This window comes from Macromonas nakdongensis (assembly GCF_002837145.1).
GTDB lineage: Bacteria > Pseudomonadota > Gammaproteobacteria > Burkholderiales > Burkholderiaceae_C > Macromonas_B > Macromonas_B nakdongensis.
The window spans coordinates 1-15200 of the sequence record NZ_NWMV01000053.1; the positions used below are offsets into that span (position 1 = coordinate 1).

General features: G+C 69.3%; 15 protein-coding genes and 1 pseudogene. 3 read left to right on the forward strand and 13 right to left on the reverse strand.

Annotated elements, in window-relative coordinates; all coding sequences use genetic code 11:
• From CON77_RS08260 to flhD, 10 genes are all read right to left on the reverse strand, one after another.
• On the reverse strand, nucleotides 1–377 hold a 377-nt coding region (locus CON77_RS08260; protein ID WP_157826884.1), incomplete at its 3' end, for a metal-sulfur cluster assembly factor.
• A 19-nt stretch (nucleotides 378–396) separates the two neighbouring features.
• Complete coding sequence (gene paaC / locus CON77_RS08265; protein WP_101048693.1) at nucleotides 397–1194, reverse strand: 1,2-phenylacetyl-CoA epoxidase subunit PaaC; 798 nt, start codon at nucleotides 1192–1194, stop codon at nucleotides 397–399.
• Nucleotides 1194–1490, reverse strand: coding sequence for a 1,2-phenylacetyl-CoA epoxidase subunit PaaB (gene paaB / locus CON77_RS08270; RefSeq protein ID WP_101048694.1), 297 nt, complete (start codon nucleotides 1488–1490; stop codon nucleotides 1194–1196). The genes paaC and paaB overlap by 1 nt, the downstream gene beginning before the upstream one ends.
• On the reverse strand, nucleotides 1487–2497 hold the full coding sequence (paaA, locus tag CON77_RS08275; protein ID WP_101048695.1) for a 1,2-phenylacetyl-CoA epoxidase subunit PaaA: 1011 nt from the start codon (nucleotides 2495–2497) through the stop codon (nucleotides 1487–1489). Before paaA ends, paaB begins: the two co-directional genes overlap by 4 nt.
• Before the next feature lie 21 nt (nucleotides 2498–2518).
• Complete coding sequence (gene paaK, locus CON77_RS08280) at nucleotides 2519–3844, reverse strand: phenylacetate--CoA ligase PaaK (protein WP_101048696.1); 1326 nt, start codon at nucleotides 3842–3844, stop codon at nucleotides 2519–2521.
• 32 nt (nucleotides 3845–3876) lie between these two features.
• Nucleotides 3877–4347: a hydroxyphenylacetyl-CoA thioesterase PaaI gene (paaI, locus tag CON77_RS08285; protein ID WP_101048697.1), complete on the reverse strand. Its 471-nt coding sequence runs from the start codon at nucleotides 4345–4347 to the stop codon at nucleotides 3877–3879.
• Between the two features lie 14 nt (nucleotides 4348–4361).
• Nucleotides 4362–6029: a phenylacetic acid degradation protein PaaN gene (gene paaN, locus CON77_RS08290; RefSeq protein WP_101048698.1), complete on the reverse strand. Its 1668-nt coding sequence runs from the start codon at nucleotides 6027–6029 to the stop codon at nucleotides 4362–4364.
• A 200-nt stretch (nucleotides 6030–6229) separates the two neighbouring features.
• Nucleotides 6230–7189, reverse strand: coding sequence for a phenylacetic acid degradation operon negative regulatory protein PaaX (gene paaX / locus CON77_RS08295; protein ID WP_198552314.1), 960 nt, complete (start codon nucleotides 7187–7189; stop codon nucleotides 6230–6232).
• 49 nt (nucleotides 7190–7238) lie between these two features.
• Nucleotides 7239–7778, reverse strand: a complete 540-nt coding sequence (flhC, locus tag CON77_RS08300; RefSeq protein ID WP_101048700.1) for a flagellar transcriptional regulator FlhC — start codon at nucleotides 7776–7778, stop codon at nucleotides 7239–7241.
• 43 nt (nucleotides 7779–7821) lie between these two features.
• Nucleotides 7822–8169 carry a flagellar transcriptional regulator FlhD gene (gene flhD, locus CON77_RS08305; protein ID WP_101048701.1) on the reverse strand — a complete coding sequence of 116 codons (348 nt, stop codon included), beginning with the start codon at nucleotides 8167–8169 and terminating at the stop codon, nucleotides 7822–7824.
• Between the two features lie 260 nt (nucleotides 8170–8429).
• Between flhD and CON77_RS08310 the strand changes: the two genes are divergently transcribed.
• A complete protein-coding gene (locus CON77_RS08310) occupies nucleotides 8430–8819 on the forward strand; it encodes a hypothetical protein (protein ID WP_101048702.1) in 390 nt (129 codons plus the stop codon).
• A 48-nt stretch (nucleotides 8820–8867) separates the two neighbouring features.
• On the opposite strand, the gene CON77_RS08315 is transcribed toward CON77_RS08310, so the two are convergent.
• Both CON77_RS08315 and CON77_RS08320 read right to left on the reverse strand, forming a co-directional pair.
• A complete protein-coding gene (locus CON77_RS08315) occupies nucleotides 8868–9488 on the reverse strand; it encodes an FMN-binding negative transcriptional regulator (protein WP_101048703.1) in 621 nt (206 codons plus the stop codon).
• A 19-nt stretch (nucleotides 9489–9507) separates the two neighbouring features.
• Nucleotides 9508–10071, reverse strand: a complete 564-nt coding sequence (locus tag CON77_RS08320) for a cob(I)yrinic acid a,c-diamide adenosyltransferase (RefSeq protein ID WP_101048704.1) — start codon at nucleotides 10069–10071, stop codon at nucleotides 9508–9510.
• 97 nt (nucleotides 10072–10168) lie between these two features.
• Between CON77_RS08320 and CON77_RS08325 the strand changes: the two genes are divergently transcribed.
• Together CON77_RS08325 and CON77_RS08330 are read left to right on the forward strand one after the other, a co-directional pair.
• Nucleotides 10169–11593, forward strand: coding sequence for an FAD-binding oxidoreductase (locus CON77_RS08325; RefSeq protein WP_101048705.1), 1425 nt, complete (start codon nucleotides 10169–10171; stop codon nucleotides 11591–11593).
• Nucleotides 11590–14961 (forward strand): bifunctional diguanylate cyclase/phosphodiesterase, encoded by a 3372-nt coding sequence (locus CON77_RS08330; protein ID WP_101048706.1) that lies wholly within the window; start codon nucleotides 11590–11592, stop codon nucleotides 14959–14961. Before CON77_RS08325 ends, CON77_RS08330 begins: the two co-directional genes overlap by 4 nt.
• Here CON77_RS08330 and CON77_RS08335 read toward each other — a convergent pair.
• A pseudogene (locus tag CON77_RS08335) lies at nucleotides 14950–15200 on the reverse strand (class I SAM-dependent methyltransferase); the annotation flags it as partial. The gene CON77_RS08330 and the pseudogene CON77_RS08335 overlap by 12 nt on opposite strands.

The window sequence follows — 15200 nt, forward strand, 5'->3', positions numbered from 1 at the left end:
GGGGCGATGCCGTAGGCGCGCAGCTTGTCCTTGGCGGCCGCGCTCATCCAGTCGGTGGTCCAGGCCGGGGCCAGCTGCGTCACCACCCGCGCGGGCACGCCCAACCCGGCCAGCACGGCGCGCACGTCGTCCTCGATCTGGCCCATGGCGGGGCAGCCGCTGTAGGTGGGGGTGATGACCACCTCCACCCCGTCCGGGGTGGCGCGCACGTCGCGCAGGATGCCGAGTTCGCGCAGCGTGACCACCGGAATTTCCGGGTCGGTCAGCACCTCCAGCGCGGCCCAGACGCGGGCCAGCAGGGCAGCCTCGGTCCCGTCGGGCGGCGGGGCACGCCCCGGGTCGGCCAGGGCAGAAGGGGCGGGCGTGGCGGCGTTCATGCGCGGGGCACTCCCGGCCTCACCAGGGCGCGCCGGGGTGGGCGCGGGCCAGGCTCTGCATCTCGGCCAGCAGGTAGCCCAGGTGCTCGGAATGCACGCCGTGCTTGCCCTGGGTGACGTAGCCTTCGGCCGGCGGGCGGCGCAGCGTGGCCTCGGCCAGGGCGTCGTCCACCAGGGTGTTCCAGTCGGCGCGCAGGGTCTGGGGGTCCAGCCCCAGGCCGCTGGCGGCGGCGTCGGCCTCCACCGGGTTGGTGGCCCAGAACTCCTGGGTGTAGGGCATCAGGTGGTCGAGCGCGGCCTGGGCGCGGGCGTGCGATTCGTCGGTGCCATCGCCCAGGCGCACCAGCCAATCGCGGGCGTGGCGCAGGTGGTAACGCGCTTCCTTGAGCGACTTGGCGGCGATGGCCGCCAGCGCCGGGTGGGTGGAGCGTTGCAAGCCGTCCCACACCAGCACCATGAGCGCGCTGTAGAGGAAGTTGCGCACGATGGTGGTGGCGTAGTCGCGGTTGGCCTGGGCGTAGCCCACCAGCGGGCCGTGGTGCGGCAGCTCCAGCAGGGTGTAGTTGCGGAACTCGTGCGCGTCGCGGAAATAGGCCAGCGTGTCCTCGGTGGCGCCGTCGCCCTGCAGGCGGGCGGCCTCTTGGTACAGCAGGCGGGCCTGGCCGATCAGGTCCAGGCTGGTGTTGGCCAGGGCGATGTCTTCTTCCAAAATCGGGCCGTGGCCGCACCATTCGGCGTTGCGCTGGCCCAGCACCACGGCGTTGTCGGCCAAGTGCAGCAGGTAGTCCACGGTCGTGTCTTGAACGGCGGTGCTCATCACATGTGCCCCACGGCGTCGGGGATCTCGTAGAAGGTCGGGTGGCGGTAGATCTTGTCGGCCGCCGGCTCGAAGAACTCGCCTTTTTCGTCCGGCGCGCTGGCGGTGATGGCCTTGGACGGCACCACCCAGATGCTCACGCCTTCCTGGCGGCGGGTGTACACGTCGCGCGCCATCTGCAGGGCGTGCTGCGCGTCACTGGCGTGCAGGCTGCCGCAGTGCTTGTGCTCCAGGCCCTGCTTGCTGCGGACGAACACTTCCCAGAGGGGCCAATCTTTCAAAGCGGGGGTGGTCATGCGGCCTCCTTCAGGGCACGTTGCTGTTGCTTGCGGGCGTGGGCCAGGGCGGCGTCGCGCACCCACTGGCCGTCGTGGTGGGCCTTGACGCGGGTCGCCAGGCGTTCGTGGTTGCAGGGGCCGTGGCCGTTGACGGTGGCCCAGAACTCGTCCCAATCGATCTGGCCGTAGTCGTAATGGCCGCGCGCCTCGTTCCACTTCAGGTCGGGGTCGGGCAGGGTCACGCCCAGCACCTGGGCCTGGGGCACGGTGGCGTCCACGAACTTCTGGCGCAGGTCGTCGTTGCTGATGCGCTTGATGCCCCAGCGCATGCCCTGCGCGCTGTTGGGGCTGTCGGCGTCCGGCGGGCCGAACATGGCCAGGCATTTCCACCACCAGCGGTTGACGGCGTCCTGCACCATGTCCTTCTGCGCCTGGGTGCCCTGCATCATCACCAGCAGGGCCTCGTAGCCCTGGCGCTGGTGGAAGCTTTCCTCCTTGCACACCCGCACCATGGCGCGGGCGTAGGGGCCGTAGCTGCAGCGGCACAGCGGGATCTGGTTCATGATGGCCGCGCCGTCCACCAACCAGCCGATCACGCCCACGTCGGCCCAGGTCAGCGTGGGGTAGTTGAAGATGGAGCTGTACTTGGCCTTGCCGGTGTGCAGGGCGTCGAGCATCTGGTCGCGGCCGGTGCCCAGGGTTTCGGCGGCGCTGTACAGGTAGAGGCCGTGGCCACCCTCGTCCTGCACCTTGGCAATGAGGATGGCCTTGCGCTTGAGGCTGGGCGCGCGGCTGATCCAGTTGCCCTCGGGCAGCATGCCGACGATTTCGCTGTGCGCGTGCTGGCTGATCTGGCGCACCAGCGTCTTGCGGTAGGCCTCGGGCATCCAGTCCTGCGGCTCGATGCGGCCGTCGGCGTCGATGCGCTCGTCGAACCGGGCCTGCAGCTCGGCCGGCTCGGCGGCCTTGAGCGGCTGGACGGTCTTGCCGGCGTCGTCCGGCACGTTGAAGGATTGCGTGTACATGGCGGCTCTCCTGAGAAAAAATCAGACCTGCTGGGGGCGGTTGTCCACCACGCGCCGGGCCTTGCCGGTCTGGGTGCGGGGGATGGTGTCGGCGTCCAGCACCGACACCCGGGTGGAAATGCCGATGATGGTCTTGATGTGGTGCTGCAGTTCCTTGGCGATGGCGGCGCGCTCGGCGGCGTCGATGCGACCGGTCAGGTCGCGCTGCAGTTCGCACTGCACCTCCACGTTGTCGAGGTGGCCGTCGCGGCTCAGGTTGATCTGGTAGATGCCGGCCAGGCGCGGGTCGCGCAGGATCTGCTCCTCCACCTGGGTAGGGAAGACGTTGACGCCACGGACGATGAGCATGTCGTCGCTGCGGCCGGTGATCTTGCCGAAGCGGCGGAAGGCGCGCGAGGTGGGCGGCAGCAGGCGGGTCAGGTCGCGGGTGCGGTAGCGGATGACGGGCATCGCCTCCTTGGTGAGCGAGGTGAACACCAGCTCGCCGTCGGACCCGTCGGGCAGCACCTCGCCGGTCTCGGGGTCGATCACTTCGGGGTAGAAGTGGTCTTCCCAGATCACCGGGCCGTCTTTCGATTCGATGCACTCGCTGGCCACGCCCGGGCCCATCACTTCCGACAGGCCGTAGATGTCCACCGCGTCGATGCCGAGCTTGCGCTCGATTTCGGCGCGCATGCCCTCGCCCCAGGGCTCGGCGCCGAAGATGCCGACCTTGAGCGAGATCTGCTCGGGCGCAATGCCCTGGCGCTCGAACTCCTCGGCAATCACCAGCGAGTACGACGGCGTGACCATGATGAGGTCGGGCTTGAAGTCCTGGATCAGCTGGACCTGCTTTTCGGTCTGCCCGCCGGACATGGGAATGACGGTGCAACCGGCGCGCTCGGCGCCGTAGTGCGCGCCCAGGCCACCGGTGAACAGGCCGTAGCCGTAGGCGATGTGGCAGAGGTCACCGGGGCGGCCGCCAGCGGCACGGATGGAGCGCGCCACCAGATCGGCCCAGCGGTCGATGTCGCCTTTCGTGTAGCCCACCACGGTGGGCTTGCCGGTGGTGCCCGACGAGGCGTGCACTCGCGACACCTGGCTGCGCGGCACCGCGAACAAGCCGAAAGGGTAGTTGTCGCGCAGGTCGGACTTGGTGGTAAAGGGGAACTTGGCCAGGTCTGCCAGGGTTTTCAGGTCATCGGGGTGGACGCCGGCCGCATCGAACTTCTGCTTGTAGTGGGGCACGTTGTCGTAGGCGTGCTTCAGCGTCCATTTCAGGCGTTGCAGCTGCAGGGCCGAAATCTCGTCGCGGCTGGCGGTTTCGATCGGCTCCAGGTCGCCGGGGCGGGGGTGTTTCACGGGCATGGGGGTTCCTTGGGCGGCGGGGGTCGGTCGGGTCAGGCGGCAGAACGGGGGGCGGGGCCCAGGCCGGCGATCACCTCGCCCTGGATGCGGTAGCTCTTGCCGCGGAACAGCGCCACGGTTTTGCCGCCGCGCACCCGCACGGTGATGTCGTACACCCCGGTGCGGCCGCTGGCGGAACGTTCCACCGCCTCGGCCTCCAGCACGTCGCCCTCGCGGGCGGGGGCCAGGAAGTCGATGTGGCAGGCCGAGGCCACGGTGTTCTGGTTGTAGCTGTTGCAGGCGTAAGCGAAAGCGCTGTCGGCCAGGGTGAACATGAAGCCGCCATGGCAGATGCGGTGGCCGTTGACCATGTCGGCGCGGACCGGCATGCTGACCGTGGCGGTACCGGGGCCGATGGCCTCGATGCGCATGCCCAGGGCCTGGGTGGCGTTGTCGCGCGACCACATGGCCTGGGCCACAGCTTCGGCCAGCGCCTGCGGATCGGTGGAGATGGAAGTGCTCATGGGGCGACAGGCTTTCAGACGTGGTAGCGCCGCTGCACGACGCGGAAGCGGTTGGCCACGAAGGCCGAGTCCGCGTAAGAGGCATTGGCCGCCGGGTTGCCGCCGGTGCCGTGGTAGTCGGAAAACGCGGCCGACTGGTTGACGAACACGCCGCCGGTCAGGTTGATGGACAGCGCCACTTTCCCGCGCCAGGTGGCTTCGGTCATGGCGTCGATCACCACCGCGCGGGTGGAATACAAGCCCACAGTGAGGGCACCGTGTTCGGTGACGATGCGCTCGGACAGGGCGATGGCCGCATCGGCATCGGCCACTTGCACCACGAAGCTGATGGGGCCGAAACGCTCTTCCATGTAAGCGGCCTCGTCGGCGGCGTCCACCGCCAGCAGCACCGGGGTGCGCACGTCGGCGCCGGGGAATTCGGGGTGGGCCAGTTGCTGGGAGGCCAGCACCACGCGGCCCAGGGCGCCGCTGTTGGCCAAGTCCACCCGCTCGGCGGTGGCGCGGCTCTGCACCGCACCCAACACCGCGCAGGCCACCTCGGTCTTGGCCAGGAATTTCTGCAGCGCGGCCGCCAGGTCGGTGCACACCTCGTCGAAGGACTTGTGGCCCTCGTCGGTGTCGATGCCGCCGGCCGGCACGATCAGCGCCTGCGAGGTGGTGCACATCTGGCCCGAATACAGCGACAGGGTGAACGCCAGGTTGCCCAGCATCGCCTTGTAAGCGTCGGTGGATTCGATGACGAGGTGGTTGACGCCCGCCAGTTCGGCGTACACCTGCGCCTGCTTGCAATGGTCCAGCAGCCACTGGCCGAACACGTTGCTGCCGGTGAAGTCCACCGACTTGACCGCCGGGTGGGTGGCCAGCGCCTGGGTGACGCTGCGCTGTTCGGCCACGCACAGGGTGACGAGGTTGGGGTCGAGGCCCTGCTCGGCCAGCACCGCGCGGATGGTGCGCACCGTGAGGGCCGCCGGCAAGATGGCGTTGCTGTGCGGCTTGACGACGACCGCGTTGCCGGTGGCCAGCGCGGCGAACAGGCCGGGGTAGGTGTTCCAGGTGGGGAAGGTGCCGCAGCCGATGACCAGGGCCACCCCGCGGCCGACGATCTCGTAGTGCTTTTTCATCACCAGCGCGGGGTTCTTGCCCTGCGGCTTTTCCCAGGTGGTTTCGGCGGGCACAAAGCTCTGCTCGCGCCAGGCGTAGGCCAAGGCTTCCAGGCCACGGTCGAGCGCGTGGGCGGCGCCGGCCTGGAAGGCCATCATCCAGCCCTGGCCGGTGGTCGCCATGACCGCGTGGCCCATCTCGAAGCTCTGCTTATAAATGCGGTGGAGGATTTCCAGGCAGATGCCGGTGCGGCCCGCGGCGCCCACGGCCTGCCAGCCTTTCATGGCGGCCTGGCCGGCGGCCAGCAGGGCCTCGGGGTCGCAGACGGGGTAGCGCACGTCCAGCGCCACGCCGTAGGGCGAGGCCTCGCGCCCGCCCCAGCCGGTCTGGCCGGGCTGGTCCAGCTCGAAAGGGCGGCCCAGGTGGGCCTGGAACGCCGCCTGGCCGTCGGCCGCGGCGGTTTCGCCATAGACCTTGGGGCTGGGCATTTCGCTGTGGGGCGACCAGTAGCCCCGGGTGGCGATGGCGTGCAGGGCGCCGTCCAGGGTGGCGCGGTGGGTGTCAAACAAAGGATGGGTCATCGGTGGCGGACGCCGAAGCGATACAAAATATCTTTATAAATTTAGATATTGGTATCGTACAAACACCCAGCGCCGAACGACAGAGGGTTTACCCGAGTTCTGCAGAAAGTACGCGGCCATGGCAGTCCCTGGCATGGGCCGCCATTTAGATACAAAAAATAATCAATTGCCCAGGCCGCCGTAACGCGACCGGCCCACGCTCAGGGGGCCGAGACGAGCGGATCGGCGTGCTGGAAGCGTTCCTGCAACCAGGGTGTGGCGGTGGGCACGTCGCCGTTGGCCAGGCGCATCACCGCGTCCAGGTGGTGCTCCGACGGGGCCAGCAGTCGCTGGTAAATCTCTTTGCACAGCACGCGGGCACGCCGGCCCGGCCAGTCCGGGGGCAGCAACACCTCGGGCAGTTCCGGGTCGCGCAGCAACTGGCGCCGGAAGTCGTGGATCAGCAGCACCCGCAGCGGCCAGGCCAGGGCGCCGTCCCCCGCGGGGCCGGCCGCGCGCAACTCATCGAGGATGGGCTGGTAAGTCTGCACAAAGTCCTGGTAGCCACCGGCCAGCTCGTCCAGGTCCCAGGCGCGGCGCACCAGGTCGCTGTCGTTGGCCGACCCACCCAGGTGCGGGTTGGCCGCCAGCAGGGGCATGAGGTGGGGCAGCAGGCCGTCCATGCCGTCGCTGCCCAGGGCGTCGAACACGCGGCGCAGGTCGGCGCTGGGGTGGACGAAGCCCCCGCCCGCCCATTCCCCGAAGCCCTGCCAGAACAGGGCGCGGCGCAGTTTGTCGCGGGTGCGGGCGTCCAGTTCGCCCACCGTCAGCACCAGGCGCCAGCGGCGGTCCCAGGGGGCAGATTCGGCGGCGTAGATCTGGCGCGAGGCTTCCTCGAAACGGCGCTGGCCGGCCGGGGTGAGCCGGTAGTCGGTGCGGCGGCCCTGGGCCTCGCTCAGCAGCCACTCGTCTTTCACCAGCCGGAACACCGAGGTGCGCACCAGGCGCTCGTTCAGGCCCAGCGGCTCAAGCAGGGCGATCAGGCTGCCCAGCCACAAGCGGCCGCCGCGCGGCAGCACCGCGTCGCCGAACACCGTGATGATGAGCGAGCCCGCCTGCATGCGCCCGAGCTGGCGGAAAGCGTCGAGGCGTTGCTGGGCGGGCGATGGGGGGGCGGACATGGCCCCGTATGTTAGCGGCCCAGGGCGGGGCCGGCGCCAGGTCGCGCGCTCAGGCCAGGCGCAGGCCGCCGTCGGCCTTGCCCTTGCCGGCCCGGGCCGGCGGTTTGCACAGACCGCAGACGAAGTGGCGGGCGTTCTCGTACTCGTCGGTCACAAAGTGGCCACCGCAGCAGGAGCACTTGGTGCGCACCAGCATGCCGGCGTCCATGAACTTGCTCAGGCGCCAGGCGCGGGTCACGCTCAGCAGCGGCTCGATGCCGCAGGTGCTCATCTGCTCCTCGTAGAGCTTGAAGGCCTTCATCACCACCTCGATCGGCTCCAGCGCCACCGTCTTATTCAGGTACTCGGCGATGTTGGCGTACAGCGACGCGTGGATGTTGGGCTGCCAGCTCAGGAACCAGTCGGTGGAAAACGGCAGCTGGCCCTTGCTCGGCGACTTGCCGGCGACTTCCTTGTACAGGCGCAGCAGTTTTTCGTAGGACAGGCCGGTTTCACTCTCCAGCACCTGCAGGCGGGCGCCCATGCCGATCAGCGCCACGGCGCGTTCGATGTCCTTGCTTTCGTTGACGATGCTCTTGACGGCGGCCATGGTGCTGCTCCTGCGGGGGTTCGGTGATTCGAGTGAAGGTGGCTCAGGCGGTGGCGTCGGCCAGCTTGCCCGCCATCAAAATGGAAGCGTGCAGGCGCTGGGTGGTGTCGTTGCCGACGCGGTTGGGGGCGTGGCTGCTGGTCAGCAGGCCCCAGACCATGTCCTCGTCGGCGCGGAAGCGGCACAGCAGGGTGTTGGTGCTGGCCACCTTCATCACCTGGGCCGGCGACAGCGCGGCGATCAGCTCGGCCGACTCTTCGCTCACCCCCAGACGGAACACCGCCTCGGCCTTGTCGGCGCGGATCAGCTGCTGCGCCAGCATCAGGTAGGTCAGGTTGGCTTCGCGGATGTCGGCCAGCAGCTGTTCGGTGGTGGTGTTTACGGTGGTCATTTCACTCTCCGGTTTCGCTTCAAGCGCTTCGGCTAACACAGCCAGGAAAACGTTGATTCGTTGAAATGGATTGTGAAATTCCCCCTTTAAACCTTGAATCGGAAAACGGCTGTTCGGCGTGTCGGGCAAGTGGCGATGGCGTGTCAGGCAAATTCCTACAACGCAACTCCCCCAAACAGGGGATGGTCAACGCCATGGAACGGGCTAAGCTGCAATCGGTGCCATGCCACGGTGCCTCCCTTGATGTTTGGAGCTTGTCCATGAACGCCTGGCCCACCCGCCATCTGACCGCCCAACGCGCGCTGGCCGTCCTGGCCCTGACCGGCGCCGCCCTGAGCGCCGCCCAAACCCCGCCCGCCGAGCCGGTGCCGGTGGAAAACGCGGCGCTGGTGGCTCTGGTCAGCGGCCAACGCCTGCACACCGACAACGTGCAGTGGGGCCCGGTGCAACTGCAGTTCCGCGAGAACGGCACGCTCTACGGCAACAACAAAGGCGGAACGGATTCGGGCAAGTGGCGGGTGGAAGGCTCCACGCTGTGCCTGGAATGGCGCCGCTGGGACTACGCCGGTTGCGGCCTGGTGCAACGGGTGGGCGACCGCTACCAGCACCTCTGGCCCAACGGCACGCTGCACTTCACTTTCCAGCCCTGATGGGCCAACCGGGTGCCGCGCATGGCGCGACCCCGGTACGCTCGGACTTCAGGTGGGCCGCATGGCCTGGGCCAGCGCTTCCCGCCCCCGCGCCTGCAGCGCCTCCACCGCCCCCTGCCGGTCAAGCGGTGCCTTGTTCTGGCTCAGCTTGGCCTTGCCCTCCCACCGGGTCACGGCAATCTCCAGGCCCACAATGGCCTGCAGCATCGCGTCCAGGTAGTCGGGCGGGGCGTCGCCCATCTTCCAGGGTTGGGGTTCGGTGGCTTCGTGGCTGCGCGTCAGGCGTGCCACCACGCCGCGCACAAACTTTTCATCGTCGCGCACGGTGAGCCGGCCGTGGGCGTGCACCACTTCGTAGTTCCAAGTGGGCACCTGGCGGTGGGTGTCGTGCTTGCTGGGGTACCAGCTGGGCGAGATGTAACCCTCCACCCCGCGAAACACCACCAGCACGTCGGCGCCGCCCGCGCACCGCTGCCACACCGGGTTGGCCCGCGCCACGTGCGCCGTCAGCGTGCCGTGCTCGCCGCGCGCGGGGTCGTATTCAAAGGGGATGTGGTTGGCGTCCAGCCCCTCGGGCCCGTGCGTCACCAGCATGCCCAGCGGGTGCTGGCGGAGGATGCGCTGCAAGGCGTCGGGCTCGGTCAGCGCAAAGTGGGCGGGGGTGTACATGCCGGTGCTCGCGGGCGGGTCAGGCTTCGCCGCGCTGCATGCGCTCGCTCTTCCAGTACACGTCGTCGCCCCCGTGCATGCGGTTCAGCACCCGCGCCAGCACGAACATCAGGTCGCTCAGGCGGTTGAGGTACTGGCGCGGCGCGTCGTGGATGGCCTCCTCGTTGCCCAGCGCCACCACCTGGCGTTCGGCGCGGCGCGCCACGGTGCGGCAGATGTGCGCCTGCGACGCGGCGCGGGTGCCCGCCGGCAGGATGAATTCCTGCAGCCGCGGCAGCTGGGCGTTGTAGTGTTCCAGCGCCTCGTCCAGCGCCAGCACCGCCTCGCCCTTGAGCAGCTCGAAACCAGGCACGCTCAGTTCGCCGCCCAGGTTGAACAGCTGGTGCTGGATCTCCACCAGCAGCGTGCGCACGTCGGCCGGCAGGTCTTCGCACAGCAGCAGCCCCAGGTGGGAGTTGAGTTCGTCCACGTCGCCCATGGCGTGCACCCGCAGGCTGTTTTTGCTGACGCGCTGGTTGTTGCCCAGGCCTGTGGTGCCGGCGTCGCCGGTGCGGGTGGCGATCTGTGTGAGTCGGTTGCCCATGTGCTTTGCGGTCTCCGGGTGAATGGGGATAATCCGGCCATTATCCCCACCCGGCCCTGGCCCCGCCACACCGGGTGTTTGCCTTTTGGAGCCCCGCATGAACGCCCCCCTGCCCGCCCACCTCCTGCCCACCGTCGCGCTGCGCGCGGTGCCGGCCGAGCTGCTGCAAGAGCTGCAGGCGCGCTTCGGCGGGCAGTGCTCCACCGCGCTGGCGGTGCGCGAACAGCACGGCCGCGACGAGTCTGCCTTCACCCACGTGCCGCCGCCGGCGGCCGTGGTGTTCGCCGAATCCACCCAGGACGTGGCCGACGCCGTGCAACTCTGCGCCCAACACAGGGTGCCGGTCATCCCCTTTGGCGTGGGTTCGTCGCTGGAAGGGCACCTGCTGGCGGTGCAAGGCGGCATCAGCCTGGACCTGAGCCGCATGAACCGGGTGCTGTCGGTCAACGCCGAGGACCTGACCGTGACGGTGCAACCCGGGGTGACGCGGCAGGCGGTGAACCAGGCGGTGAAAAGCGAGGGGCTGTTCTTCCCCATCGACCCCGGGGCCGACGCCTCCATCGGCGGCATGGCCGCCACCCGCGCCAGCGGCACCAACGCCGTGCGCTACGGCACCATGCGCGAAAACGTGCTGGCGCTGGAGGTGGTGACCGCCCGCGGCGAGGTGGTGCGCACCGGCAGCCGGGCCAAAAAGTCCAGCGCCGGCTACGACCTGACGCGCCTGTTCGTTGGCGCCGAAGGCACGCTCGGCGTCATCACCGAGGTCACGCTCAAGCTCTACCCCCTGCCCGAAGCCATTTCCGCGGCCACCTGCTCCTTCCCCAGCATCGAGGCCGCGGTGCGCACCACCATCGCGGTGATCCAGATGGGCGTGCCCATCGCCCGCTGCGAGCTGATCGACGCGGCCTCGGTGCGCGCGGTCAACGCGCACAGCAAACTGAACCTGCGCGAAGAACCGATGCTGCTGATGGAGTTCCACGGCTCGCCGGCCGGGGTGCAGGAACAGGCCGAAACGGTGCAGGAAATCGCCCGCGACCACGGCGCCCAGGCGTTTGAGTGGGCCACCACCCCCGAAGAACGCACCCGCCTGTGGACGGCGCGGCACAACGCCTTTTTCGCCGCCCTGCAAATGCGCCCAGGCTGCAAGGCCATCACCACCGACACCTGTGTGCCCATCAGCCGCCTGGCCGACTGCCTGCTCGACTCGGTGGCCGAGGCCGACGCGTCCGGCCTGCCCTACTTTCTGGTGGGCCACGTGGGCGACGGCAACTTCCATTTCGGCTACCTGATCGACCCCGACAGCGCCGACGAACGTGCCCTGGCCGAGCGCCTGAACCACCAGGTGGTGGCGCGCGCCCTGGCCATGCAGGGCACCTGCACCGGCGAACACGGCGTCGGCCTGCACAAAATGGACTTCCTGCGCACCGAAGCGGGCGACGGCGCCATCGCGCTGATGCGCGCCGTCAAGCAGGCGCTGGACCCCGACAACATCCTGAATCCGGGGAAGATTTTTCCGTTGTGACCCCCACCACCGGCCCGGGCCCACGCCGGCGCCACTGGGCGCTGCACCCCCTCTCCATCGCGCTGTACTACGCCCTGTTTTCGGCGCTGTGGATCCTGTTGTCCGACCGCGCGGTGAATTGGCTGGTGCCCGACCCGGCGCAGGCCCTGCTGGTCGGCACCGTCAAGGGCTGGCTGTTCGTGGCAGTCACCTCCCTCCTGCTTTACGGGCTGCTGCTGCGCTGGCAGGCCAGCGGCGAAGCGACCCCTGGCACCCCACCGCCCCTGCGACCCGCCAGCAGCCGCTTCCCGCGGTTGGCGGTGCTGCTGCTGACCCTGACCATCGGCGGCCTGACGGCCCTGAGCATCAGCAGCAAATACCGCGCCGACAAAACCCACGCCGCCGCGCAGCTCCAAGCCATCGCCGAGGCCAAGGCCCAGCAGCTCTGGAGCTGGCACCAGGAGCGCCTGGACAACGCCCGCCTGCTGCAACACAACCAGGACCTGCGCACCCACTGGCTGGGCTGGCTCGCCGACGGCAACGCCGAACACCCCACACACCTGCGCGAACGCTTGGGCCTGTTCACCGACAGCGGGCGCTTTGCCCGGGCCGAAATCGTGGGCCGCCAGGGCCAACGCGTGGCCGCGCCCGCCGACGGCGCCACCGCCTCCGACGACCCCGTGCTGCAGCAAGGCATGGAGCGCGCCCTGGCCGAACGGCGCCCGCTGCGCGTCGGCCCCTGGCGCGACAGCGGGGGCCGCCTGCGGCTGGCCTTCATCGCCCCGCTGGTGACCGAAGGCCCCGGCGCGGCCACCGTGGTGCTGCACGTGGACCCCGCCGAAACCCTGCACCCGGCCCTGCACAGCTGGCCACTGCCCGAAACCAGCGCCGAAGCCTTTTTGTTCCGCCAGGACGGCAACGAGGTGCTCTTCCTCAGCCCCCTGCGCCACGAGGCCGACGCCGCCCTGCGCAAACGCCTGCCGCTGGACCAACCCGACCTCTTGACCGCCCGCGTGCTGCGCGGCCAGGCGACCCAGGACACCGCCATCGAAGGCAACGACTACCGTGGCGTGCCCGTCCTGGCCGTGGCCCGCCGCATCGGCGACACGGAGTGGTGGATGCTGGCCAAGCAGGACCGCGACGAGCTCATGACCGGGGCCGTCGTCAGCGGCTTGACCCTGGCGCTGGCCGGCGTGCTGGCGGTGTTTGCCATGGGCGTGGCGGTGTACTTCTACCAGCAGCGTCGGGCCCTGCTGCGCTCGGCCCGAGACATCGAAGAACTGCGCCAGGCCCGGGAAGCCCTGCAAGCCAGCGAACGGCGTTACCGCCTACTGGCCGACAACGCCACCGACGTGATCTGGCTGTACGACCTGCGCCAGCACCGCTTCGACTACGTCAGCCCCTCGGTCGAACGGCTGCGGGGCTACACCCCGGTCGAGGTGCTGACTCAAAGCCTCGACGAGGCCTTCACCCCCGAATCGGCGCAGGCCATGCGCGAGCAGCTGCCCTGGCGCCTGCAGGCCTTCGCCGGGGGCGACGTGTGGATGCGCACCCAGATCGACGAAGTGGGCCAGCGCCACAAAGCGGGGGGCAGCGTGCCCACCGAAGTGGTGTCCACCCTGATTCCCAACGCCCAGGGCGAACCCGTGCAGATGCTCTGTGTGGCGCGCGACATCACCACCCGCAAGCAACAGGAAGCGCAGATCGTGCGGCTCTCGCAGGCCACCGAACAAAGCCCGGCCGGGGTCATCATCACCAACCTGGAAGGGCGCATCGAGTACGTCAACCCCGCCTTCGAGCGCCTGACCGGCTACACCAGCGCCGAAGCCCTGGGCCGCAACCCGCGCATGCTGCAGTCGGGCCAGACCCCGCCGGACCGTTACGCCGCCATGTGGCAGGCGCTGCGGGCCGGCCACCCCTGGACCGGCGAACTCCTGAACCGCCACAAGCACGGGCACGACATGGTGCAAAGCGTGACCATCGCTCCGGTGCGCGACGCCCAAGGCCGCGCCACGCACTACCTGTCGGTGCAGCTGGACGTGACCGCCCAGCGCCAGGCCGAAGCCAAGGCCCACCGGTTGGCCTGGTTCGACCCGCTGACCGAGCTGCCCAACCGCCCGCAACTGCTGGACAGCCTGGACCACGCCTTGAGCGACGACCGGCGGCGGAGCCGCCAACGCGCGCTGCTGCTGATCAACGTGGACCGCTTCAAAACCCTGAACGACGCCCTGGGCCACACCGCGGGCGACCAGCTGCTGCAAGGCCTGGCGCAGCGCCTGCGCCTGTTGCTGCAACCCGGCGACCTGCTGGCCCGCACCGGCGCCGACGAATTCGCCCTGCTGGCACACAGCGGCCAGCACAGCGACCCCGGCACCTCCACCGACGCCATGCACCGCGCCCACGCGGTGCATGCGGCGCTGACGCCCTCTTTCGAACTGGCCGAAGGGGCGGTGATCAACGTCACCGCCAGCGTCGGCGTGGCCCTGCTGCCCGAAGGCACGGACGACGAACCGAGCGCGGTGCTGCGCCGGGCCGACACCGCCCTGCACCGCGCCAAGGAAGCGGGCGGGCAGCAGACCGCCTTCTTCGACGCCGACATGGGCCAGCGGGTGAGCCAGCGCTTCACCATCGAGCAGGACCTGCGGCGCGGCCTGGAAGCGGACGAACTGCGCCTGTACCTGCAACCCCAGGTCAACGCCGAAGGCCACACCGTCGGGGCCGAGGCGCTGGTGCGCTGGCAGCACCCGGAACAGGGCCTGGTGCCCCCGGGCCTGTTCATTCCGGTGGCCGAGGCCAGCGGCCTGATCGACCAATTGGGCACCTGGGTGCTGCGCGAGGTGTGCCAGCACCTGGGCAGCCTGCACACGCACGGCCTGCGCCTGCCGATTGCGGTCAACATCAGCCCACGCCAGTTCCACAACGCCGACTTCGTCGCCGACCTGCTCGCGCTGTTGGACCGCACCGGCGCGCAGGCCAGCGACCTGATCCTGGAAATCACCGAGGGCGTGGTGGTGCAGCAGATCGACACCGTGGTGCAACGCATGGGCGAGCTCACCGGCCACGGGGTACGTTTCTCGATCGACGATTTCGGCACCGGCTATTCCTCGCTGTCTTACCTGAAACGGCTGCCCATCCACGAGCTCAAGATCGACCGCAGCTTTGTGCAGGACGCGCCGTCCGACCCGAGCGACGCCGCACTGGTGGAGGCCATTCTGTCGGTGGCCAGCCACCTGCGCCTGCGCGTGGTGGCCGAAGGGGTGGAAACGCCGGAACAGGCCGCCTTCTTCACCCGCCACCCGGGGGTGCTGATGCAGGGCTACCTGTTCGGCCGGCCCGAACCCGCACAGGGCCTGGTCGAGCGCTGGCGGCTCGGCCACTCAGGCGGCTGAAACCGCCGGCATCCGGTACAGCCAGAGCGGGCGCCCGTCGGGGCAGGCCCAGATGTGGGTGGGCGCCCAGTCCGGCACCGGGAATTCCAGGCTGGCCAGCCAGGCGCCCTCGGTCAGCTCCTGGCGCGCCTTGGCCGCCGCACGGGGCATGCTTTCGGGGCGCTGGAACAGGTAGACTAGGGCATACGGCTGCCAGTCGGTGGCCCACATGTCGCCCTGGCGCACGCGGGCGCCGCGGC

What these genes read in the sequence shown, in the direction of transcription:
- CON77_RS08320 (WP_101048704.1), bottom strand. Translation starts at nt 10,071, where the DNA reads ATGGGCAACCGACTCACACAGATCGCCACCCGCACCGGCGACGCCGGC.
- paaK (WP_101048696.1), bottom strand. Translation starts at nt 3,844, where the DNA reads ATGCCCGTGAAACACCCCCGCCCCGGCGACCTGGAGCCGATCGAAACC.
- paaX (WP_198552314.1), bottom strand. Translation starts at nt 7,189, where the DNA reads ATGTCCGCCCCCCCATCGCCCGCCCAGCAACGCCTCGACGCTTTCCGC.
- CON77_RS08310 (WP_101048702.1), top strand. Translation starts at nt 8,430, where the DNA reads ATGAACGCCTGGCCCACCCGCCATCTGACCGCCCAACGCGCGCTGGCC.
- flhC (WP_101048700.1), bottom strand. Translation starts at nt 7,778, where the DNA reads ATGGCCGCCGTCAAGAGCATCGTCAACGAAAGCAAGGACATCGAACGC.
- paaI (WP_101048697.1), bottom strand. Translation starts at nt 4,347, where the DNA reads ATGAGCACTTCCATCTCCACCGATCCGCAGGCGCTGGCCGAAGCTGTG.
- paaA (WP_101048695.1), bottom strand. Translation starts at nt 2,497, where the DNA reads ATGTACACGCAATCCTTCAACGTGCCGGACGACGCCGGCAAGACCGTC.
- paaB (WP_101048694.1), bottom strand. Translation starts at nt 1,490, where the DNA reads ATGACCACCCCCGCTTTGAAAGATTGGCCCCTCTGGGAAGTGTTCGTC.
- flhD (WP_101048701.1), bottom strand. Translation starts at nt 8,169, where the DNA reads ATGACCACCGTAAACACCACCACCGAACAGCTGCTGGCCGACATCCGC.
- CON77_RS08325 (WP_101048705.1), top strand. Translation starts at nt 10,169, where the DNA reads ATGAACGCCCCCCTGCCCGCCCACCTCCTGCCCACCGTCGCGCTGCGC.
- paaN (WP_101048698.1), bottom strand. Translation starts at nt 6,029, where the DNA reads ATGACCCATCCTTTGTTTGACACCCACCGCGCCACCCTGGACGGCGCC.
- CON77_RS08315 (WP_101048703.1), bottom strand. Translation starts at nt 9,488, where the DNA reads ATGTACACCCCCGCCCACTTTGCGCTGACCGAGCCCGACGCCTTGCAG.
- paaC (WP_101048693.1), bottom strand. Translation starts at nt 1,194, where the DNA reads ATGAGCACCGCCGTTCAAGACACGACCGTGGACTACCTGCTGCACTTG.